Annotated in this window: 18 protein-coding genes; 14 read left to right on the top strand and 4 right to left on the bottom strand. The window is 63.2% G+C overall.

Annotation, left to right across the window (positions count from 1 at the left end):
- Positions 1–19 precede the first annotated feature (19 nt).
- The gene (locus tag CSQ92_RS21855) at positions 20–1,774 is read right to left on the bottom strand and encodes an allantoate amidohydrolase (protein WP_099395357.1); all 1,755 of its coding nucleotides are present in this window, start codon (positions 1,772–1,774) and stop codon (positions 20–22) included.
- A gap of 73 nt (positions 1,775–1,847) precedes the next feature.
- Entirely contained in the window at positions 1,848–2,786 is a 939-nt protein-coding gene (locus tag CSQ92_RS21850) for a LysR family transcriptional regulator (protein WP_034754583.1), read from the bottom strand.
- Positions 2,787–2,917: 131 nt separating this feature from the next.
- Here CSQ92_RS21850 and CSQ92_RS21845 point away from each other — a divergent pair, with 131 nt between their 5' ends.
- The 14 genes from CSQ92_RS21845 (at position 2,918) to CSQ92_RS21780 (ending at position 19,728) form a co-directional block, all read left to right on the top strand.
- The gene (locus CSQ92_RS21845; protein ID WP_070260122.1) at positions 2,918–4,150 is read left to right on the top strand and encodes a urate hydroxylase PuuD; all 1,233 of its coding nucleotides are present in this window, start codon (positions 2,918–2,920) and stop codon (positions 4,148–4,150) included.
- Positions 4,147–5,382 (top strand): M20/M25/M40 family metallo-hydrolase, encoded by a 1,236-nt coding sequence (locus CSQ92_RS21840; protein ID WP_099395356.1) that lies wholly within the window; start codon positions 4,147–4,149, stop codon positions 5,380–5,382. The genes CSQ92_RS21845 and CSQ92_RS21840 overlap by 4 nt, the downstream gene beginning before the upstream one ends.
- Positions 5,383–5,457: 75 nt before the next feature.
- A complete protein-coding gene (locus CSQ92_RS21835; protein WP_034782414.1) occupies positions 5,458–6,375 on the top strand; it encodes a LysR family transcriptional regulator in 918 nt (305 codons plus the stop codon).
- A 215-nt stretch (positions 6,376–6,590) separates the two neighbouring features.
- On the top strand, positions 6,591–7,262 hold the full coding sequence (locus CSQ92_RS21830) for a DUF4286 family protein (RefSeq protein WP_099395355.1): 672 nt from the start codon (positions 6,591–6,593) through the stop codon (positions 7,260–7,262).
- A gap of 106 nt (positions 7,263–7,368) precedes the next feature.
- A complete protein-coding gene (locus CSQ92_RS21825; protein ID WP_099395354.1) occupies positions 7,369–8,694 on the top strand; it encodes an MFS transporter in 1,326 nt (441 codons plus the stop codon).
- Between the two features lie 4 nt (positions 8,695–8,698).
- A complete protein-coding gene (locus CSQ92_RS21820; protein WP_099395353.1) occupies positions 8,699–9,376 on the top strand; it encodes a DUF2848 domain-containing protein in 678 nt (225 codons plus the stop codon).
- A gap of 4 nt (positions 9,377–9,380) precedes the next feature.
- Complete coding sequence (locus CSQ92_RS21815; RefSeq protein WP_099395352.1) at positions 9,381–10,730, top strand: amidase; 1,350 nt, start codon at positions 9,381–9,383, stop codon at positions 10,728–10,730.
- Between the two features lie 319 nt (positions 10,731–11,049).
- Positions 11,050–12,093 (top strand): acyltransferase family protein, encoded by a 1,044-nt coding sequence (locus CSQ92_RS21810; RefSeq protein ID WP_099395351.1) that lies wholly within the window; start codon positions 11,050–11,052, stop codon positions 12,091–12,093.
- 123 nt (positions 12,094–12,216) lie between these two features.
- On the top strand, positions 12,217–13,509 hold the full coding sequence (locus tag CSQ92_RS21805; protein ID WP_373606060.1) for a paraquat-inducible protein A: 1,293 nt from the start codon (positions 12,217–12,219) through the stop codon (positions 13,507–13,509).
- Complete coding sequence (locus CSQ92_RS21800) at positions 13,502–15,133, top strand: PqiB family protein (protein WP_070260100.1); 1,632 nt, start codon at positions 13,502–13,504, stop codon at positions 15,131–15,133. The genes CSQ92_RS21805 and CSQ92_RS21800 overlap by 8 nt, the downstream gene beginning before the upstream one ends.
- The gene (locus CSQ92_RS21795; RefSeq protein WP_257219315.1) at positions 15,130–15,726 is read left to right on the top strand and encodes a PqiC family protein; all 597 of its coding nucleotides are present in this window, start codon (positions 15,130–15,132) and stop codon (positions 15,724–15,726) included. Before CSQ92_RS21800 ends, CSQ92_RS21795 begins: the two co-directional genes overlap by 4 nt.
- 47 nt (positions 15,727–15,773) lie before the next feature.
- A complete protein-coding gene (locus tag CSQ92_RS21790; protein WP_230522276.1) occupies positions 15,774–16,175 on the top strand; it encodes a DUF2946 domain-containing protein in 402 nt (133 codons plus the stop codon).
- Positions 16,176–16,252: 77 nt separating this feature from the next.
- Entirely contained in the window at positions 16,253–18,376 is a 2,124-nt protein-coding gene (locus CSQ92_RS21785) for a TonB-dependent receptor family protein (protein WP_257219314.1), read from the top strand.
- Positions 18,377–18,384: 8 nt separating this feature from the next.
- A complete protein-coding gene (locus CSQ92_RS21780) occupies positions 18,385–19,728 on the top strand; it encodes a PepSY-associated TM helix domain-containing protein (protein ID WP_099395409.1) in 1,344 nt (447 codons plus the stop codon).
- Here the strand turns inward: CSQ92_RS21780 and CSQ92_RS21775 are convergent.
- Both CSQ92_RS21775 and CSQ92_RS21770 read right to left on the bottom strand, forming a co-directional pair.
- The gene (locus CSQ92_RS21775; protein ID WP_099395349.1) at positions 19,700–21,097 is read right to left on the bottom strand and encodes a hypothetical protein; all 1,398 of its coding nucleotides are present in this window, start codon (positions 21,095–21,097) and stop codon (positions 19,700–19,702) included. The genes CSQ92_RS21780 and CSQ92_RS21775 overlap by 29 nt on opposite strands.
- Positions 21,094–21,525: a hypothetical protein gene (locus CSQ92_RS21770; protein WP_099395348.1), complete on the bottom strand. Its 432-nt coding sequence runs from the start codon at positions 21,523–21,525 to the stop codon at positions 21,094–21,096. Before CSQ92_RS21770 ends, CSQ92_RS21775 begins: the two co-directional genes overlap by 4 nt.
- Between the last annotated feature and the right edge of the window lie 80 nt (positions 21,526–21,605).

The following is a 21,605-nucleotide window of genomic DNA, read 5'->3' as shown; positions in this document are numbered from 1 at the left end:
CCACCGGCCCATGCCCGCTTCAGGGCTTGGGCTGGAAGTTGCGCAGGAACGCCAGCAGCGCGCGCGCCGCGATGTCGGCGTCGTCCGCCGTCATGGTTTCCAGTGGGTTGTGGCTGATGCCGCCATTGCCGCAGCGGGTAAACAGCATGGCCACGTCGGTGATGGCGGCCATGGCCATGGCGTCGTGGCCGGCGCCAGACAGCAGCGCATACGGTTCGATGCCGACCGATTCCACGGCCTGCGCCAGCTGCGCCATCAGCCATGGCGCGCATGGCGCGGCACGCGCCGACAGCAGCAGTTCCAGCTGATAGTCGATCTGGCGCCGCGCGCAGATGGCGGCGATGCCATCGAGAATATCGTCGACGGCCGCCTGGCGTACCGCGTCAACGGCCGCGCGGATGTCGAGCGACAGGGTACAGGCGCCGGCGATCACGTTGACGGAGCCGTTGGGCACGTGCAGCTGCCCTACGGTGCCCACCAGCGCCTCGCCCTGGTTGCAGCGCTGTTCCACCAGCAGGATGATTTCGGCTGCCGCGCTGGCGGCATCCTTGCGCATGGTCATGGGCGTGGTTCCCGCGTGGCTGGCCACGCCGCCAAGATTGACCACGTAGCGCGAGCTGCCGGCAATCGCCGTGACGATCCCCAGCGGCAGGTCGCGTTCCAGCAGTACGGGGCCCTGCTCGATATGCACTTCCACATAACCGAGCAAGTCGGCGGGATCGCGCGCGATGGCGCCGATGGCGCTTGCCTCGTGGCCGGCGGCCGCCAGCGCGTCGCGCATGCTCACGCCATCCGCATCCACCTGTTCCAGCAGCGACACGTCGAACTTGCCCGTGACGGCCGTGCTGCCCAAAAACGTGCTCTTGAAGCGAACGCCTTCTTCCTCGGCGAAGCCGACGATCTCGAAGTGGAACGGCAGCTTTTCGCCCCGCTCATGCAGGTGGCGCACGACGGCGATGGGCAGCACGATGCCCAGGCGGCCATCGTACTTGCCGCCGTTGCGCACCGTGTCGTAATGCGATCCCGTCATCAGGGTTTTTGCGTCGGGCGCGTCGGACAGATAGCGCCCGACGACATTGCCGACGGCGTCGATGTGCACCTGCATGCCCGCATCCCGCATCCATTCGGCCAGCTGCGCGGCCGTTTTCTGGTGCGCCGGCGTCAGGTAGGCGCACGTCAGGTTGTAATCGCTGTCGCTCCAGGCAGCCAGCGTTTCGGCCTGCTGCATGATGGCCGGGCCGAAGTCCAGGCGCACGTCGAACAGGTCGTTCAGGCGCAGCTCGGCGATGCGCTTGATCTGCCGCAGCGACTCGGCCAGTTCATCGGCGCGCCGGTTTTTCAGGCGCCGCGCAAACGTGGCGATGATGTCCTGGCGCGTCAAGCCTTCACCCGTCGGGCCCTTGACGGCCAGGATGAAGGGAAAGCCGAACTTGGCGTTGTACTCGGTATTCAGGCGCTGCAGGGTGGCGAATTCCTCGGCGCTGCACAGGTTCAGGCCGGACTTGGCCTGCTCGCGCGTCGATTCCGCCGTCAGCTGCCCGGCGATGGCGGCCTTGCCGGCCAGCTCCGGGTGGGCGCGTATCAGCCCCAGCTGTTCTTCGGGTGAGGCATGCGCCAGCACGCGCTGCAGCTCCGTCTTGAGTGCCGTCAGGCTGGCAAACTGCCGGGCGGGGGCCGCGCGCTGGGCGATCCAGGGCGAGTGTTCGTAGATGCCATGCAGCCGTGCGATAAAGTCTGCCGGGCTGCCGGCGTTCAGGTCTGAAAGGGTGGTCATGGTTTTCCGATCATGCAAGCGGTGATGATAGCGCCCCGTTCCTGCGTCCATTATATGCGCGTGCTGATAGCGGCTATCGCTGCACCAGCGCCTTGGCGGCCGCGCTGACCTGGTCGCGCAGCCATTTGTGCTCGGGCGCCTGGTGCACGCGCTGGTGCCACAGCTGGTAAAAGCGCATCGGCGGGAATTTCAGCGGCACGGTATACGTTTTCAGCGGCAGCGTCTTTTCATAGAAGCGCATGAATTGCCGGCCCGTGGTGAGTACCAGGTCCGTCTGCGTCAGCATGTAGGGGATCAGGCCGAAATACGCCGATTCCACAACCACGTTGCGCTGCAGGTTTTGCCGCTCGAGGAAGGAATCGATCACGCCGTGATAGCCGGGCATCATCTGTGACGGCGCCACGTGGGGCAGGCTCAAATAGTCGTCGAGGGTCATGGCGTCGCTGGCCGTGCGCCGCGCATAGGCGTTTTCCGCATGCATGGCGCAGATGATGGGGTCTTCGAACAGCTTCGAAATGTGCAGATGCGCGGGCGGCTCGTCCCAGTTGGCGATGACCAGGTCCAGGCCCCCGTCGGAGAGTTGGCGGATATGGTCGATGCCTGGCCCCAGGCTATGCAGCACGACGCGGCTTTTTGGCGAGCCGCGGCGCAGCAGGGCCACCACGTTGGGCAGGAACTGGCTGTCCAGGTAATCGGGCGCGGCGATATGGAAGGTGCGTGCCTCTTCCTGCGCCACGAACGGCGTCTTCTTGACGAACAGGCTCTCCGTCTGGTCGAGGATGCGCTTGGCCGGGTTGAGCAGGCTTTCGCCATGCTGGGTCGGCACCATGCCGCGCGCACCGCGCACGAGCAGCGGGTCGCCCGTCAATTCGCGCAGCTTGCGCAAGGAGGCGGAAATCGATGGCTGCGGCTGATTGAGTTTCAGCGCCACGCGCGAGACGTTCTTTTCCACCAGCAGCAGGTAGAGGATGCGGATCAGGTGCAGGTCGAGGTGTTGCGGCAGGCTGGACATGTGGCGGCGCCTCTGTTGTATATCGATTTGAATATGTCAAATATACGATATTTTTCATGTGGTGGGCGGTAAATCCGTTTATCTTGTGTAGATTGGCACGAATATTGGTTCGGTCTGACTAGAGGAAATTTATGGAAGTATTTGCCTACCTGATCCCGTACGGCCTTGAGTGGCTGAACCTGATCGTCCGCTGGCTGCACGTCATCACGGGCATCGCCTGGATCGGTGCTTCCTTCTATTTCGTCTGGCTCGACAACTCGATCCGCCCGCCCGCGCCCGGCTCCGAACTGGCGAAGAAGGGCGTGTCGGGAGAACTGTGGGCCGTGCACGGCGGCGGCTTCTACAACCCGCAAAAATATCTGGTGGCGCCCGCCGAACTGCCGAAGGAACTGCACTGGTTCAAATGGGAAGCGTATTCGACCTGGCTGTCCGGTTTCGCGCTGCTGACCATCGCGTATTATTTCAATGCCCAGGCCATGATGATCGACAAATCCGTGGCGGACATCTCCAGCGGGCAGGCAGTTGGTATCGGCATCGCCACCCTCGTCATCGGCTGGACCGTGTACGATTTGCTGTGCAGGTCAACATTAGCGCAATATGAACTGTGGTTCGGCGTGACCGTGTTCGCGCTGATCGTCGGCGCCGCCTACGTGCTCACGCATTTGCTCAGCGGGCGCGCCGCCTATATCCATGTGGGCGCCATGATCGGCACCATCATGGTGGCCAATGTGCTGATGCTGATCATTCCCGGCCAGCGCAAGATGGTCGAGGCCATGGCCGCCGGCAAGCTGCCCGATCCCAAGCACGGCCTGAAAGCCAAGCAGCGCAGTGTGCATAACAATTATTTTACCTTGCCGGTGCTGTTCATCATGATCAGCAACCATTATGCGATGACCTACCGGAACGACCACGCGTGGCTGGTGCTGGCGCTGATCATGGCGGCCGGCGTCTTCATCCGCCACTTTTTCAACCTGCGCCACAAGGGAAGAGTGGAGTGGCGCTATCCGGCCATCGGCGTGGCCCTGCTGCTGGCCGTAGCTATCGCCATCGCGCCGAAAGCGCCAGTGGCCGTGGCGGCCGCGCCGGCGGTGGATCCGGCGGCGCAATTCAAGAGCGTGCATGCCATCATCGCCCAGCGCTGCGCCACCTGTCATTCGGCCCAGCCCACGCAACCGGGTTTCGCCACGGCGCCGGCCGGCATGATGCTGGATAATGAAACTGAAATCCGCCAGCACGCGGCGCAAATCTACAAGCAGGCCATTGAATTGAAGGCCATGCCGATCGGGAACCTGACCAATATGACGGAGGCCGAGCGCAGCGAACTTGGCGCCTGGCTGCAACAGACCATGCAAGGAGCAAAATGACAACGCACGCAGAAAAAATCACGGCCTGGATCGATGATCACTTCGACGAAGAAGTCGCATTTTTACAGAAGGTGGTGCAGCAGCCGACGGATACGCCGCCCGGCAACAACGCGCCCCATGCGGATCTGGTGGCGCAACTGCTGCAGGCGTATGGCTGGCAGGCGGAAAAGCACGCCGTCCCAAACGATGAGGTGGAAGCGTACGGCATGCAAAGCATCACCAATTTGATCGTGCGCCGGCCGTATGCGGCGGGCGGGCCGACCGTGGCCCTGAATGCGCATGGCGACGTGGTGCCGCCCGGCGACAACTGGACGTATCCGCCGTATGGCGGCCAGATCGACGCCGGCTACATGTATGGCCGCGCGACGGCCGTCTCGAAAGGCGATTTCGCCACTTATGTATTTGCCGCCCGCGCACTCGAAGCGCTGGGCATTCCACTCAAAGGCCAGCTGGAGCTGCACTTCACGTACGACGAGGAATTCGGCGGCTTGCTGGGGCCGGGCTGGCTGCTGGAACAGCAGCTGACGAAGCCCGATTTCGTCATCGCCGCCGGTTTCAGCTACGGCATCGTCACCGCGCACAACGCCTGCCTGCAGCTGGAAATCACCGTGCACGGCAAGGCTGGCCATGGTTCCATGCCGGAGACAGGGCACGATGCGCTGCAGGCGGCCAACAAGATACTCAACGCCATCTACGGCCAGTTGCCGGAGCTGAAAAAGATCAAATCCAAAGTGGCCGGCATCGACTCGCCCACCATGCTGGTGGGGCGCATCGACGGCGGCACGAATACCAATGTGGTGCCGGGCAAGGTCGTCATGAAGATGGACCGCCGCATGATTCCCGAAGAAGATCCTGTGGCGGTGGAAGCGCAGGTGCGCGCGCTGATCGAAGACGCCGTGCGGGGCGAGCCTGGCATCCGCATCGAGATCCGCCGCCTGCTGCTGTCGCACGCGCTGCGGCCCTTGCCCGGTTCCGAACAACTGGTCGGCAGCCTGCAAAAGAATGCGCAAGCCATCCTCGGCGAGACGATTCCCGCCGTCGGCACGCCCCTGTATGCGGACGCGCGCCTGTATGGCGAGCGGGGCATCCCCGCCGTGCTGTATGGCGCCGGGCCGCGCACGGTGCCCGAATCGAACGCGAAGAAGGCTGACGAGCGCCTGGCGCTCGATGATTTGCGCAAGGCCAGCAAGATCGTCGCCCTGACCCTGCTGGACTTCCTGGGCCAGAAATAATGCAGCGCGCTTTGGCTTACAATGGGGCGACCACACATTCTGTGAAGAAGTGCCCCCATTGATTGAAGAGCCAAATTGAATACCCGTTTTCTCGAAGCGTTTGTCTGGGCAGCGCGGCTGGGCAGTTTTCGCACGGCCGCCGACAAGCTGCACATCACGCAGGCGGCCATCTCCAACCGCATCGCTTCGCTGGAGCAGGATTTCGGCACGCGCCTGTTCGACCGCGACGCGCGTGAAATCCGCCTGACCTTTGCCGGGCGCAACCTGCTCGTGTATGCCGAACGCATGCTGGAACTGTGCCGCGACATGTATGCGGCCAATTCCTCGCCCGCGCAGATCACGGGCGAAGTGCGCATCGGCGTCATCGAAACCATCGTGCATACGTGGCTGATCCCGTTCCTGCAGCGCGTGCAGGAGCGCTATCCGGGCATCGAGATTCAACTGACGTCCGAATCGACGCGCCGCCTGCACGAACAGCTGCAGCAGGGCGAACTCGATATCGCGCTGCAGACGGACATGCTGACGGGCGACCATATCCGCAGCACGGGCAGCGGCGCCATCGCCATGGGCTGGGCCGGCAGGGCCGCCGACTGGCCCGATACGGGCGCGCCATTCACGGTGGCGCAACTGGCGCAGCACCCCATCATCACCATGAACCGCGGTTCGCAGCCGCATTCCGCCTTGAAGGCGCTGTGCCAGGACGAAGGTGTGCAGTTGGGAAGGGTCCACTGCGTCAGTTCGATCTCCGCCATCGTGCGCCTGGTCAAAGCGGGCTTCGGCATCGCCGTGCTGCCGCTGGCGCCCCTGCGCGAGGAAATCGAACAGGGCCACATCGCCCTGATTCCCTGCACCAGCAGCCTGGCGCCGCAGCGCATCGTCATCAGCTACAGCGAAGACATCACGACGGAAGCGATCCAGCTGGTGGCCATGCTGGCGTGCGAGGAGGCGGCCAGGTTCACTTTGGCGCTGGGTGAGGAATATGGGGCAGGGTGATGTCGGCTTACGCTGGCGCTAAGCCGACCTACGATGCCGTGGTCGAGGTGAGTCGCGTAGGTCGGATGAGCGCCCAGGCGCGTAATCCGACTGCATTGTTGGCTCCACCCACAAGAAAAACTTATCAGTCGCGTTCAGAATAACCCGTTTGCCAAGTGACGGCGTGCCACCTATTCTGGGTTGGCACACCATCCATCACGCAGAACGGAACCATCATGACGACGTCCCACACCTTGCCAGGCATCCTGTTTGTCTGGACCAGCGCCGACCCGGAACACGAGCTCGATTTCAACCGCTGGTACGACCGCGAGCACGTGGAAGAGCGCGTGCGCATTCCCGGCTTCGTCAGCGGCACGCGCTACCAGAGCGTGCGCGGTTCGCGCAAATACCTGGGCCTGTACCGCACCGATTCGCTGGGCGCCTTCCAGACCCCCGACTATTTCAAGGCATTCGGCCAGCAGACGCCATGGTCGGTGACGAATCTGCAGCGCATGCTCGATCCGATGCGCCGCGTCTGCGCCATCGAGGCGGAAACGGGCATGGGCACGGGCGCCTGGCTGGCCGTGCTGCGCTTGGGCGCGTCCGCCATCGGCCAGGATGCCGCAGCCGTGGCCAGCATGGCAGCGCTGGGCGCGCAGCTTTTGCAGATCGATGGCGTCATTGCCACGCGCTTGCTTACGCCTGACGCGAATCTGTCCGGCCCCCTGCCGGCGGAGCAGAAGGAGGGCCGCGTGCTCGACCCGATCTTCCTGATCGACGCGTCCTCCGAAAGCGCCGCCTTGGCGGCGGCCGATGCCGCCAGCACGGCACTGGGCCTGGACGCTGAGCAGGCAGCCATCCTGCAACTGTCCTGGCAACTGCGCGAGGCCGACCTGCACGCTGCCTGACACGCACGCGCATCTTGCCGGCACTGATAACACGAGACACGGGCCACGACGCAGGGCAAAGCATCCTGCGCCGGGCCTGCAATAAAACTGACGAGAGAGGTAGGCAATGAGCACATATACAACGGTAAACGCTGCGCATCCGGCGGCCCAGGCGCCGGGCGACAAGCCGAAAACGGGCCGCCTGGCCACGGCCAGCATGGTCGGCACGACCCTGGAATGGTATGACTTCACCGTCTACAACACCATGGCCGCGCTGATCTTCAATCACCTGTTCTTTCCCTCGTTCGATCCGCTGACGGGCACCATCCTGGCCTTTTCCACGTATGCCGTCGGCTATATCTCGCGTCCCATCGGCGGCGTGATCTTTGGCCACCTGGGCGACAAGCTGGGACGCCGCTGGGTGCTGGTGGTGACCCTGATGCTGATGGGCGTGACGACGGGCCTGATGGGCCTCTTGCCGACTTACGCGACGGCCGGCATCTGGAGCCCCATCCTGCTGGTGGCGCTGCGCTTCGTGCAGGGCATCGCTTTGGGCGGCGAATGGGCGGGCGCCGTGCTGATCTCCGTCGAACACGGGGCAGCGGACAAGCGGGGCCGCAACGCGTCGTGGACGCAGGTGGGACCGTCGTTCGGCACCTTGCTGGCGACCGGTTGCATCGGCCTGATCACCTACCTGCTGCCGCATGAAGCGTTCATGGACTGGGGCTGGCGCATGCCGTTCATCGCCAGCCTGCTGCTGGTGGCCTTCGGCATGTGGATACGCAGCGGCATCGAGGAAACCCCGCTGTTCAAGGAACTCGACCAGCAGGATGCGAAGGCGGAAGCGCCGATTGGCGACGTGCTGCGCATCTACTGGCGCCGTCTGCTGATCGCCGGCGGCGTGCGCATCGGTTCGGACGTGCTGTATGCGCTGGTGGTGGTGTTCACCCTCACGTATGTGACGACGGTGCTGCACCTGTCGTCGACACTGGCACTGACCGCCATCATGATCGGCACGGCTTGCAATGCGCTGGCGGTGCCCGTGTTTGGCGCGCTGTCGGACAAGATTGGCCGCCGTCCCGTGTATGCGCTGGGCGCGAGCCTGGGTCTTGTGTGGGCGTTTGTCTTCTTTACCTTGCTCGATACTGCCAGCCCGGCTGCCATCGTCACGGCTGTCGTCGTGGGCCTGGTCATCCACGCCATCATGTACGGCCCGCAGGCCGCCTTCGTCATCGAGCAATTCCCGACCAAGGTGCGCTATGCGGGGTCCTCGCTGGCCTACACCCTGGCCGGCGTCATCGGCGGCGGCTTCGCCCCGCTCGTCATAGCCAGCCTGTATCGCTCGTACAACAGCAGCATGGCCGTCTCGCTGTATGTGGCGGCGGCCTTGCTGATCACCGGCGCCGCAGTCTTTGCTGCACGCGAAACGGGCCGCGGCCCCCTTGAGGAATAAAATCATGACGACATTGAGTTTTCAACTGGCCGGCCACGGCCCCGTCACCTTCGATATCGATCAGTTGATCATCGCCGGCTGGACGGGCCGCGACATGGCGATGGTGGAACACCATATCGCCGAACTGGAAGCCATCGGCGTGGCGCGCCCGAAAAGCGTGCCGACGTTTTACCGGGTTTCGGCAGCGCTGCTCTCGAGCGACGCCGCCATCGAAGTGCCGGGCAGCGATTCGTCCGGCGAGGCGGAATTCGTGCTGTTCTCCACGGAATACGGCTTGCTGGTGGGGATCGGCTCCGACCATACGGACCGCAAGGTGGAAAGCTATGGCGTGACGGTGTCGAAGCAGATGTGCGGCAAGCCCGTGGGCGATACCTTGTGGCGCTATGCCGACGTGGCCGGCCACTGGGACCAGTTGCAGATGCGCTCCTGGCGTGAGCGCGCCGGCGTCCCGGCACTGTATCAGGAGGGGCCCGTGACGCGCATGCTCTCGCCGGAAGATTTGATTTTGCGCTACACGGGGCAAGCGACCCTGCCAGTGGGCAGCGCCATGTTCTGCGGCACGCAGCCCATCATCGGTGAAATGGGCCACGGCGACGCCTTCGAACTGGAGCTGTATGATCCAGCCTTGCAGCGCCGCCTGCAGCACCGCTATGCCGTGCAAACCCTGCCCGTGGAAGGATAAGAGAATGACCCAGTTGACCAAGACTATCCGCGAACTGGCGGCCGACCTGGCCGCCGGACGCATCACCAGCGTGGAACTGACGCAGCGCATGCTGGCGCGCGCCGAGGCGCACCGGGTGCAGGGCGGCCATGCGTATGTCAGCCTCGATGGCGAACAGGCCCTGGCCGAGGCGCGGGCCAGCGACGCGGCGCGCGCGGCCGGTATCGTTGCCTCGCCCCTGGCCGGCGTGCCCATCTCGATCAAGGACCTGTTCGACGTCGAGGGGCAAACCAGCAGCGCCGCTTCGCTGGCGCTGGCCGACGCCCCGCCCGCCGTGGCCGATGCGGGCGCCGTGGCGCGCCTGCGTCGGGCTGGCGCCGTCCTGCTGGGCCGCACCAACATGAGCGAATTCGCGTTTTCCGGCCTGGGCTTGAATCCCCATTACGGCACGCCGCGCAATCCGCTGGACCATGAACGTGTGGCGGGCGGCTCCACTTCGGGCGGCGCCGTCACGGTGGCTTTGGCAATGGCGGCCGGCGCGCTGGGCACGGACACGGGCGGCTCGATCCGCATCCCTTCCGCCTTTTGCGGTTTGACGGGTTTCAAGCCGACGGCCGCTTCCGTGTCGCTGGCGGGGACGGTGCCTTTGTCGCGCTCTCTCGACTCGGCAGGGCCCATTGCCCGCAGCGTCGACTGCTGCGCCATTCTGTACGCGGCGCTGTCGGGCCATGACATCGGCGTGCAGGCGCCAGCGCTGAAAGGCTTGCGCTTCGGTTTTACCCTTGACTATGTCGGTACGCACGTGGAGCCGCAGGTGCAGCGGGCGTTCGACGCCGCGCTGGACAAGCTGCGGCAAGCCGGCGCCCTGGTGGAACAGTTCGATTTCCCCGAGTTGCTGGAACTGCCGCAGATCAATGGCGGCGGCGGCCTGGTGGCGGCGGAAGCCTGGCATTGGCACCGCGCGCTGCTCGCGGAAAAAGGCGCACAATACGACCAGCGCGTGGCGGCGCGCATCCGACGCGGCCAGCAGCAGGGCGCGGCCGATTACATCGATTTGCTCGATGCGCGCGCGCGCCTGATCGCCGTCGCCCGGCGGCGCCTGGCGCCATTCGATGCCTGGCTGATGCCCAGCGTGGCGATTCTGGCGCCGCAGGTTGCGCCCCTGGAAGCGGATGACGCCACCTTCTTTGCCACGAATGGCCTGGTGCTGCGCAACGCCAGCGTGATCAACTTCCTCGATGGCTGCGCGCTGTCGCTGCCATGCCATGCCGAGGGCGAGCTGCCCGTGGGGCTGAGCATTTGCGGCCTGGCCGGCGCGGATGAAAGAGTGCTGCAAATTGGCCGTGCCGTGGAGGCACTGTTGCTCGAACGTTAACCTTGCAGTGGCGCAAGGGGGGCCTTTGTAATATGATGGCTGGCACTGATATGGAATAGGCACGCACTGTGTACCGGTAAACTTCACACTGTGTTCTGAAACAAGCTGATCATTTTTCATGAATGTGGCTGTTGTAGCGAAAGCGCCCGCTGCGTCTGAGTGAAAATCCGCAAAAGTAACGTGGTCTGTAACATACGCGGATCGCGACGTTGAGTGACATTGAGTGTCTTCCACTGTCCTGTGCCCACATACTTTATGCAAAAAATTTGTTTCGGGTGCCGGAATTTATCCAAAAAAATCATAGCGCCGGAGTTTATTCATGCTGAGAAGTAATTGCGTAGACTTTTACAAGGGGATGTTGATTTTTCTGGTGTCGATCGGACATGCGGTGCAATGTGCAGCATATCAGGAAGAGGGATTCTTCCAAGACCCTACCTTTAAAGCAATCTACATGTTTCACATGCCGTTGTTTATCGCTATTAGCGGTTATGTGAGCCGTAATAGTGTACTCCGCACACCGCCTTTGGAGTTCATTAAATCGAAAATATTTTCCTTGCTGGTTCCTATTGCCATATGGGAGATTTTATTTCGGGTTGCGCTTACCCTTGTTTTTAAAAAAAAGATTGACCAGGATTTTCCTCTCTCCTTGCTTCTCAGCATACTACAGAGCCTTTGGTTTCTATGGGCGTTGTTCGCTAGTCTCGTATTGGTGACGATTGCCAATGTCTTTGGCCGCTATTCGTTCTGGGTATCGTTGATCCTGTTTTTTTTCAGCCTGTTCATTCCGGACTGGGGTATTTTGCCGTTAATTAAATATACATGTCCTTTTTTCTTGGCTGGCTATTATCTGGCCGCTGGCTCGTATGTTGAAAAATTGATGCCATATAAAAATATAATTTTTCCTGTTTCAGGTGTTCTTGCGCTGATTTGTTTCTTCTTGTGGAATAATCAGACTTATATTTATGTTACAGGAATGGAGTTAAGTTCTGAAAACTTTCAAAATATTGCGCTGCGTTATATTGCCGGTGCAATAGCCTCTGTATTCGCATTGTGTGTGTTTTATGTGGCCTACTTGAAGCTTGGTGAGAGGATCATCCAAGGGTTTATTATCTTTGGTAAAAATTCATTGTATATTTATATCATCGGCCAGTATGCTTTTATCGGTGTCACTAAAATTTCGGTGCGCTATTTTGAGCCGGTGGCGTTTGCGCCGCTTGCCACTCTGGTGGGGTTCAGTATCGGCTTGCTGGTCACATGTATTTGCTGCGCGACTGGTGTCTTGCTGGCAAAAAATAAAATCGCCGCCAAACTGCTTTTTGGCAAAGTGAGTACGCCGGCGCCAACAGTGGCGACTATCGCCTGAGGCTGCTCGTCTGTCTTCTTTTGCCTGCGGTAGAAGGTTGCTTTGACGTATGATGCAGGGGACTCAACTGCTCATCGTGAACCTGTGCACCGATACGACCTGATTAGCTGTCATGACTGTGGCGTGCTGTACCGCAAACGTCCGCTGCGTCCCCGCGAAAAGGCGCGCTGCATCCGTTGCCGCTCGGTGCTGTACCGCGGCTCGCATGCGCGCGGGGCATCGGCGGAATTGAGCAAGGTGGTGGCGCTGACCCTGGGCGCCGCCTTTGTCTTCCTGATCGCCCAGTTTTTTCCCATCGTCGAACTCGACGTCAATGGCCTGACGTCCAGCGCCACCTTGCTCGGTTCCATCCGCGTGCTGTGGTCCGAGCAGATGCATATCGTGGCGACGATGGTCTTCCTGTTTACCATACTCTTTCCCGCCATCGAACTCGGTTCGCTGCTGTATGTGGCGCTGGGCTTGCGCGGCGGCGTCAAGGTGCCCGGTTTTAACCGCGTGCTGCGCGCCGTGCAGACGGCGCGCGAATGGGGCATGACGGAAGTGCTGATGATCGGCATCCTGATCACCGTCGTCAAGATGACCAGCCTGGCCACGGTGCTGCCGCAACCGGGGCTGTTCGCGTTTGGCGCGCTGACCCTGATGCTGGCCATCGTCGTCTCGTTCGACCCCAAGGCCCTGTGGAACCTGGGCGACGACCTGAGCCGGCAAGCGCTGCCCGGCATCCGCTACAAGGCCTTCGCGCCCGGCGAGAAGGTCGTGCCCTGCCATGCCTGCGGCCTGGTGGCGCCGCCCCTGGGCAAGGGCAAGCACATGGCGTGCGTGCGCTGTGGCACGGCCCTGCACGTGCGCAAACCGGACAGCATCAACCGCACCTGGGCCTTGCTGATCGCCGCCATGATTCTCTACATTCCCGCCAACCTGCTGCCCGTGATGGTGACGTATTCCCTGTTTGGCGCACAAAACGATACCATCATGAGCGGCGTGGTGCTGTTCTGGACCAGCGGCTCGAAAGGCCTGGCCATCATCATTTTCATCGCCAGCGTGGTCGTGCCCATGCTCAAGCTGGGCGTGCTGGCGCTGCTGGCGTTCACCGCGCAGCGGCGTTCGCGCTGGCGCCCGCGCCAGCGCACCATTTTGTATCGCATGGTCGAATTCATCGGCCGCTGGTCCATGCTCGACATCTTTGTCGTCACCCTGACGGTGGCGCTGGTGCGCTTCAAGTCGCTGGCCGTGATCACGGCCGGACCCGGCGCGCTGGCCTTTGGCGCCGTGGTGGTGCTGACCATGCTGGCGGCGATGCAGTTCGACCCGCGCCTGATCTGGGACCCCGTCGACGGGCAGGTGCCTGGCGAGGAAGAACCCGTGGTGGTGGCAAATACCGGAAACAATACAGTGATTGGAGAACAGCATGTCTGACAAAGAAGCGGGCGGCCTTGCCGAAACGGGTGGCCGTCCATTGCCGGAACCCGATGTGGAACAGGGCAGCCGCTGGCTGCCGTCGCTGGTATGGCTCATTCCGCTGCTGGCCGCGCTGATAGGCGCCGGCCTGGCCGCCAAGTCCATCCTTGACCAGGGGCCCACGGTGACGGTCAGCTTCAAGAGCGCCGAAGGCCTGGAGCCGGGCAAGACCAAGGTCAAATACAAGGATGTCGATATCGGCCAGGTGCGCGCCATCACCCTGGGCGACGACTTGAGCAATGTCCTCGTGACGATCGACATGAGCAAGGAGGCGCGCCGATTCGCCACCGCCGATTCGCGCTTCTGGGTGGTGCGCCCGCAGATCGGCGCCAGCGGCGTGACGGGCCTGGGCACCTTGCTGTCGGGCGCCTACATCGGCGTCGACACGGGCAAGTCGGAAGCCAAAAAGGAGAATTTCGTCGGCATGGAGAGTCCGCCCGCCGTGGCCGGTGACCAGAAGGGCAAGCTGTACACCCTGCACGCGGAAAGTCTCGGTTCCGTCGACGTGGGTTCGCCCCTGTTCTTCCACCGCCTGCGCGTGGGCAAGGTGGTCAGCTTTGCGCTGGACAAGGATGGCAACGGCATTACCATGTCGGTCTTCGTGAACGCGCCATACGACCAGTTCGTCGGCAAGAATGCGCGCTGGTGGCATGCCAGCGGCGTCGATGTGCGCTTGGATTCCAACGGCTTCAAGTTGAACACGCAGTCGCTGGCCGCCATGCTGGTGGGCGGCATCGCCTTCGAGGCGGAAAATGGCCGCAAGCCCGAGGAACCGGCGCCGGCCAATACCAATTTCCGCTTGGCGGCCGACGAGGCCAGCGCCATGCGCGAGCCCGATGGCCAGGCCATTACCACCGTGTTCTATTTCGACCAGTCGCTGCGCGGCTTGCAGCCTGGCGCCACGGTGGATTTCCGCGGCATCGTACTGGGCGAGGTGCGTTCGGTCGGCATCGAGTTCGATCCCGTGAAGAAGAACTTCCGCATGCCGGTCACCGTCAATCTGTACCCGGCCCGCCTGGGCATGCGCTTCAAGGCCGCCGTCGACGATGAGGAAGGCTCGGCTGGCCACCAGCTGCTCGAACGCATGGTCAGCCGTGGCTTGCGCGCCCAGCTACGCACGGGCAACCTGCTCACCAGCCAGCTGTACATCGCGCTGGACTTCTTCCCGAAAGCGCCGAAGGTGGCGCTCGATCCGAACAAGTATCCGCTGGAAGTGCCGACCGTGCCCAATACCCTCGATGAACTGCAGACGCAGATCGCCAGCATTGCCCGCAAGCTCGATCAGGTGCCTTATGCGGAGATCGGCAATAACCTGAACGCCACCATCAAGCAGGCCAATACCCTGTTCAGGCAGCTCGATGGCCAGGTGGTGCCGGAAATGCGCGATACCCTGACGGCGGCGAAACAGACCTTCGGCACCGCCGAACAGGTGCTGCAAAAGGATTCGCCACTGCAGTCGGACGTGCGCCAGGCCTTGCAGCAGCTGACGCAAACCCTGCAATCGCTGAACGCGCTGTCGGATTACCTGGAACGCCATCCCGAGTCCCTGATCCGCGGTAAAAAAGGAGATGAAAAAAAATGATGAAACCGATTTTTCCCGCGTTGCTGGCGGCCAGCCTGCTGGGTGCCTGCTCCACGCCCCAGCCCGAGCATTTCTATACGCTCAGCGGCGGCGCCGACGCGCAGCCGGCCAAACCCGTCAAATACTATGTCGAGGTGCTGGCCGTCAGCGTGCCGCAGCAGGTGAGCCGCAACCAGTTTGTCGTGACGGGGCCATCGGGGCGCATCGAACTGCTGGAGCAGCAGCGCTGGGCCGGGCCGCTGGCCGGCGAGATCGGCCAGGCCCTGTCGACGGCCGTGACGAACGACCTGGGCGCCATCGATGTGTTCCGCACGCCGCATCCGGACAACTTGCCCGTGTACCGTATCAGCACCAATGTGCAGCGTTTCGAGTCGGTGATGGGCCAGTATGCGCTGATCGATGCCGTGTGGAGCGTGCGCCAGCTGGCCAGCAGCAAGGTGGTCACTTGCCGCACGATAGCCAATGAAAAGGTGGGCGCCGGCTACGATGAACTGGTACTCGGTCACCGCCGCGCCGTGAACCGTATCGCCGCCGATACGGCGAGCGTGGTGCGCGCTTTTGACAACGGCAACGCCGCCTGCCCGGCCGCCTGAGCCGCTTTCCGCTACCCAGTCCCGGCGGCCGCTGGTAAAATGCGGCCATGGGAATGACCTTGTTCACGCGCCGCTTTGCCGCCTGGATCGCCTGTTTCGCGATCCTGCTGGCGGCGCTCGCGCCGTCGATTTCCCAGGCCGTCGCCAATGCCAAGCAGGAGTCCGGCTCCGGCTGGGCGGAAATCTGTTCGGTGGCCGGCATCCGTTTCGTCCAGGTCGACAATGACGGCGCCGCCGATGAAAAATCCGGCGGCAAGGCCATGCAGATGGAGCATTGCGCCTTCTGTTCCACGCACGCGGGTTCCGTCGGCCTGCCGCCCGCCAGTCCCGTGCTGCCGCTGCTTGTGGCCAGCGGCACGGCCATTTTCCCGGCCCTGTACTACCAGTCCCCGTCACCGCTGTTCATCTGGTCCACCGCGCAGTCGCGCGCGCCGCCCGCTCTCGTCTAGGTTTTTGCATTTTCAATGCTGGCGCTGCCCACCTTGCGGTGTGACGCGCCGCATCCGCACACTTATACGAGAATCACATGAACAAGAAATTATTGGTGCTGGCCGTCGCCATCACCCTCGCTTACCCCTGCGCGCAGGCGCAGCAAACTGACCAAACCGACCACGCCATCGACACCGTCGTCGTTTCCGGTTCGCGCGCGCAATCGTGGCTGTCCGAGACGCCGCAGGCCATCGGTGCCGTCAATGCCAAAATGCTGGAACGCGACAAGCCCAAGACCATGGGCGATATCCTCAACCGCATCGCCGGCGTGTACTGGAATGACCTGGGCAACGAGCAGCACAGCATGAGCATCCGCCAGCCCATCGGCACGAATGCCGTCTACCAGTACCTGGAGGACGGCATTCCCATCCGCCCGCTGGGCGTCTTCAACCATAACTCGCTCAACGAGATGAACATGGCGGGCGCCAGCGGCGTGGAAGTGGTGAAGGGCGCCGCCTCGTCGCTGTACGGCAGCAATGCCGTCGGCGGCGCCGTCAATTTCCTCACGGCCGGCGCCAGCGCGACACCCACGGCAAGCGTGGGCGTGCGGCGCGATAACGTGGGCGGCTACACCCGCTACGACACTTCCGTCAGCGATACCTGGGGTCCGCTGGGACTGCGCTTTTCCCATTACAGCTCGCGCCGTTCGCGCGATAACTGGCAGGAGTACAGCTATGGCGACAAGGATTCGTTCTCGCTGCGCGCCGACTATGCGCTCAGCCCCACTTCGCAGCTGCGCGCCACCATCGTCCACACGGATCTCGATGCGGCCATGACGGGCAGCCTGTTCGAAAACGATTACCGCAGCAATCCCGGCAAGAGTTTGAACACGTTTACCTACCGCAAGGACAAGACCACACGCATGAACCTGGCGTGGGAAGGCGCGACGACAGCCAATGGCACGAGCACCGTTACCGTGTTTACGCGCAAGAACGACCATGGTCAGATTCCCGCTTATTCCATAGGCAGTTGCGCGGGCATGCTGTGCAAGGGCGTCATCAACAACAACCACGTCGATTCGCTGGGGCTGGACGTGAAGCACCAGCAGGAATTCGCGTGGCTGCGTTCGCGCCTGATCGCTGGTGTGTACGTGGACAAGAGCGACAATCCCTTTGTCAGCGACAATCTGTCCATCGTGCGCGATGCCGCCACGGGCCGCTACCTGCGCTACTCCCTGGCCAATGCCAGCAATCCGCAGGGCGTGCGCGACTACCAGACGGATATCCTCAACACGGCCGTCTTCGCGCAATGGGAATTTTCTCCGCTGGCCGGCACGCGCGTGGTGCTGGGTGGCCGTTCTGACGCCATCCGCTACGACTACCATAACAAGCTGGCGCCCGGCGGCAGCGTCAATTACGGCGCGCCCGACGAGTCGCGCAATTTTTCGCATGTGAGTCCGAAACTGGGCGCCACCTACGCCATCGGCCATGCGGGCAGCGCGTATGCGAACGTCAGCCAGGGCTTCACGCCGCCGGAAGTGAGCCAGTTGTATGGCAAGACGGGCATCGCCAACTTACAGCCGTCCGTCTACAACAACTATGAACTGGGCCTGCGCTGGGCCTTTTTACAGGGCCGTTTGAAACTCGACACGGCCCTGTACCGGCTCGATGGGCGCGACACCATCGTCAGCTACACGCTCTCGCCGGGCAACAGCGAAAACCGCAATGCGGGGCGCACGCGCAGCGAAGGGCTGGAGCTGGGCCTGAATTACGACAGCGGCCCGTTCGACGTGCGCTTCGCCACGGCCATCGCGCGCCACCGCTACCTGCGCTACCAACTCTCCAGTACTTTGGATTACAGCGGCCGCGCCATGCCGCAGGCGCCGCGCGACATCACCTCGTTCGAGATCGGCTACAAGCCCGTGGCCGGCGCGCGTATCGCACTTGAAGCCGTGCACCAGGGGCGCTACTGGATGAACAATGCCAACACGGTGGAGTACAAGGGCCACGCCTTGCTGAACCTGCGTGCCAGCTATCAGGTCGCGCGCGGGCTGGAAGCGTGGGCGCAGGTGCGCAACCTGGCCGATAAACGCTATGCCGATTCGGCCAGCAGCAGCTATGCGGGAGTGGGCAGCTATGCGCCGAACAGCCAGAACCAGTACACGCCTGGTGCGCCGCGCAGCGTGATGCTGGGCCTGTCCTATACCTATAACGCACTGTGAGGATGGCCATGGACGATTTCACCTTTCTCATCGCGCGGCGCAAAAGCCTGTACTGGCGCATCCACTTCTGGGCCGCGCTGATCGCATCGCCGTTTGCCCTGCTAGCTACCCTGACGGGCATTTTGTACGTGTTCACGCCGCAGATCGAGGCAAGGCTGTACCAGCACCTGGACCATGTGGCGCCGCAAGCGTCCATGCTGCCGCTGGACGCCGCCGTGGCGGCTGCGGAGCGGGCTGCGCCTCGAGGCTGGGCGGTGCAGCACGTGGTGCCGCCGTTTCAACAGGACGATGCGGTGCAGGTGGCGTTCGCGCCGCCCGGCGGCGCGCAGGATGAACATGCGGGCCACGGCGGACATGCCGCGCCGCTCACGCCCGCCAGACCGAAGTTCGGCCTGCCCGCGCAGGCCATCATCGTGTATGTGAATCCCTATGACGCGCGCGTGCTGGGCAGCCTGGCCAGCAGCGAGCGCTTCGGCAACTGGGCGAAAAAGCTGCATTCGCGCCTGCTGCAAAACGATGGCTGGCGCTGGATGATCGAGCTGGCGGCCAGCTGGCTGATGGTGATGCTGGTGACGGGCGTGGTGCTGTGGTGGCCGCGTGGCGCGCAATCGGGCTTGCCGAAGCGGGGCGCGCGGGGCCGCAATGGCTGGCGCCAGTGGCATGCTTTCCTGGGCGTGGCGCTCGGCATCGTCAGTGTCGTGATCTTGACGACGGGCCTGACGTGGAGCCAGCAGGCGGGCGGGCGCATCCGCGCGTTGCGCGACGTCAGCGGCCAGGCGCCGCCGTCCGTGCCACGTGATTTGCACTCGCGCGAGGAGGGCGCTCCGCTCGACTGGCAGGATGCGTGGCAGGTAGCGCGCAGCCACGCGCCCGCCATCGCCGTGCAGCTGACGGCGCCGGCCAGCCAGGACGATGTGTGGCGCGCCACCATGGCTGACCGCAGCCAGCCCACCTTGCGCTTCGACCTGCAATTCGATGCCTATAGCGGCAAGCCCCTGTATTACGCGGGGTGGGAGGCGCAGACGGCGTTCGGCAAGGCCACCGCCATCGGCATTCCGTTCCACCGTGGCGAATTCGGCTGGTGGAACCAGGCCGTGCTGCTGCTGTTCGGCGCCAGCGTGCTGTTCTCGCTGGTGTCGGGCTGGGTGATGTTTTTCAAACGGCGCTTGCCTGGCTCGCTGGGTTTACCCAGGCTGCTGCCAGGCGCCTGGACGTCGCCTTCCGCGCTGGCCTGGCTGGCGGCAGCCGCCATGTGCGCGCTGATGCCGCTGCTGCTCGTTTCCGGCGGCATGCTGTTGCTGCTGGAGCTGTTCCTGGCACGGGCTAGCCGCCGACGATGGGCTGCGCGATGATCCAGAGACTGAGCAAAGTGTAGGCGATCATCAGAGCCAGCATCGGATACTGGCTGCGCAGGGCCGCGCGGCGACTGGCGTACAGGCGCAGCGCGCAGACATGGGCCAGCCAGACGGCCGCCACGTGGCCTGCGACGATGGCGAACAGCGATACGTACCACACCACCTTGGCGTCGACGATGCCAAGGCGGATGAAGTACAGCTTCGTGCCGAACAGGTCCCAGTCCAGGCCCAGCGGGTCCGACGCCAGCGGAATCAGGTACTGGCCCGCCATCGCCAGGAAAGACAGGTAGTGGGCGAAATGGTAGGCGATGGCGATCGGCACCAGGGTCAGCACGAAGTGGCCGGCCACGCGCAGCAAGGGTATGGCCGGCTGGCCATCGCTGGCGCCGCAGCGGGCGATCAGCGCGCAAAACAGCAGGAATACCAGCAGGAACAGGGCCGGCATCAGCAGCAGGGCGGCCGTGGTGATCCATGCCAACGCACCAGGCGCCACGGCGAGGACGGCGTCGACGATGTCGTACCACGTTTGCGTTTCCATCATGCCGTCGAAGCTGACGGAAGCCAGCATGAGGATCACCAGCACCAGGCAGGCAGGGCGCACGGGTTCCACCGGCAGCAGGCCCGCCGCATACGGGCGCACGTAGCAGGCGCCGTCGCGGAATGTCACGGGCGCGAAGCGGGCCAGCAGACCGAAGACAACGTTGAAAACTTCCGCATGGCGCAGCCAGGCGGCGCGGCCGAACAGCGCCATGCCTGCCCACGTGCAGGCAGAATACAGCAGCATGGTCCAGGCCAGGCTGGCCGGCTGCTCGCTTCCTTCCCAGTTCAGCTCCATCCAGATAAAGCCGAAGAACAGGGCCGCCGCCGGCCAGCTGTCGAGCCAGCGCGGCCACGCCAGCGGTGCGCGCCAGCGGGGGAACAGATGCTGCGCCGCGCGCGCCACGCTGTCGAGCGGATTGACCAGCGCCCACAAGTCGCCCAGCAGCGCCGACACGTAGGCCATGCCGACCCACCAGATGGCCCACACCATGGCGGGCGCGATATTTTTCACGGGGTTTTGCACGCCCACCAGTCCCGCCACGATCACCAGGATATACAACGCCAGCACCAGCAGGCGCAGTGCGAAAGCGATGGCGCGCGCGCCAGGAACCTGCCGCAGGACGAGGCGCGCATAGTCGCCCTGGCAGGTCGCTGTGCCATCCCGGCGCCACAGTGCCAGGAAGGCAAACGACAGCGCCACCGTCAGTCCCGCACCCAGCAAATATAGCCAGAGCGGCAAGGGCAGGTCGTAGCGCTGGCCAAAGCCGTGCGCATGGGCGATGCATGGCGCGGCCAGCAGGCCGAAAGCGATGGCGCGCCGCATCATCGCGGCAGCACTTCCAGGTATATCAGGGGCGCCTCGCGGTGATGCTTGTGCTGCTTGCCCTTCTTGCCCTCCGTTTGCGCGCCATAGCCGTGCGCGGAAACAGGGAAGCGTCCCGGCACCGTGGCGTCGATGCGCATGGCTTTTGTCTCGCCCGGCTGGACTTCCAGCAGCTGATCGTAGCCATGCAAGTGGATACTGACTATTTCGTCGGTACTCCAATCCACGGTGATCCGGGTGTCCTGCCGGACCCGTATCGTCGGTGGCTTCGCGGCGATTTTGCGCTGCGCGATGGCCAGCGCCACATGCTGTTCCTGTTGCTGCGGTTTTGCCGCAGAGCCGCTCTGCGACTTGCTTTGCGCCGATATGCACAGCAGGAAGATGGCCAGGCCCAGGCTGGCAAGCGGAGGGTGGAATGAGTATTTTTTCATGCTTAAATTTTAGGAAATATTTCCAGCATTGGCCATCTGAAAAAAAACGCCAGTTTGAAAAAGTGCGGCCGTAGAATGAT

Source organism: Janthinobacterium sp. BJB446, from assembly GCF_002735655.1.
Lineage (GTDB): Bacteria > Pseudomonadota > Gammaproteobacteria > Burkholderiales > Burkholderiaceae_D > Janthinobacterium > Janthinobacterium lividum.
The sequence above is the reverse complement of the archived record's forward strand: the minus strand, read 5'-3'. Positions and strand labels throughout refer to the sequence as shown.

What these genes read in the sequence shown, in the direction of transcription:
- CSQ92_RS21855 (WP_099395357.1), bottom strand. Translation starts at nt 1,774, where the DNA reads ATGACCACCCTTTCAGACCTGAACGCCGGCAGCCCGGCAGACTTTATC.
- CSQ92_RS21850 (WP_034754583.1), bottom strand. Translation starts at nt 2,786, where the DNA reads ATGTCCAGCCTGCCGCAACACCTCGACCTGCACCTGATCCGCATCCTC.
- CSQ92_RS21845 (WP_070260122.1), top strand. Translation starts at nt 2,918, where the DNA reads ATGGAAGTATTTGCCTACCTGATCCCGTACGGCCTTGAGTGGCTGAAC.
- CSQ92_RS21840 (WP_099395356.1), top strand. Translation starts at nt 4,147, where the DNA reads ATGACAACGCACGCAGAAAAAATCACGGCCTGGATCGATGATCACTTC.
- CSQ92_RS21830 (WP_099395355.1), top strand. Translation starts at nt 6,591, where the DNA reads ATGACGACGTCCCACACCTTGCCAGGCATCCTGTTTGTCTGGACCAGC.
- CSQ92_RS21825 (WP_099395354.1), top strand. Translation starts at nt 7,369, where the DNA reads ATGAGCACATATACAACGGTAAACGCTGCGCATCCGGCGGCCCAGGCG.
- CSQ92_RS21820 (WP_099395353.1), top strand. Translation starts at nt 8,699, where the DNA reads ATGACGACATTGAGTTTTCAACTGGCCGGCCACGGCCCCGTCACCTTC.
- CSQ92_RS21815 (WP_099395352.1), top strand. Translation starts at nt 9,381, where the DNA reads ATGACCCAGTTGACCAAGACTATCCGCGAACTGGCGGCCGACCTGGCC.
- CSQ92_RS21810 (WP_099395351.1), top strand. Translation starts at nt 11,050, where the DNA reads ATGCTGAGAAGTAATTGCGTAGACTTTTACAAGGGGATGTTGATTTTT.
- CSQ92_RS21800 (WP_070260100.1), top strand. Translation starts at nt 13,502, where the DNA reads ATGTCTGACAAAGAAGCGGGCGGCCTTGCCGAAACGGGTGGCCGTCCA.
- CSQ92_RS21795 (WP_257219315.1), top strand. Translation starts at nt 15,130, where the DNA reads ATGATGAAACCGATTTTTCCCGCGTTGCTGGCGGCCAGCCTGCTGGGT.
- CSQ92_RS21790 (WP_230522276.1), top strand. Translation starts at nt 15,774, where the DNA reads ATGGGAATGACCTTGTTCACGCGCCGCTTTGCCGCCTGGATCGCCTGT.
- CSQ92_RS21785 (WP_257219314.1), top strand. Translation starts at nt 16,253, where the DNA reads ATGAACAAGAAATTATTGGTGCTGGCCGTCGCCATCACCCTCGCTTAC.
- CSQ92_RS21780 (WP_099395409.1), top strand. Translation starts at nt 18,385, where the DNA reads ATGGACGATTTCACCTTTCTCATCGCGCGGCGCAAAAGCCTGTACTGG.
- CSQ92_RS21775 (WP_099395349.1), bottom strand. Translation starts at nt 21,097, where the DNA reads ATGATGCGGCGCGCCATCGCTTTCGGCCTGCTGGCCGCGCCATGCATC.
- CSQ92_RS21770 (WP_099395348.1), bottom strand. Translation starts at nt 21,525, where the DNA reads ATGAAAAAATACTCATTCCACCCTCCGCTTGCCAGCCTGGGCCTGGCC.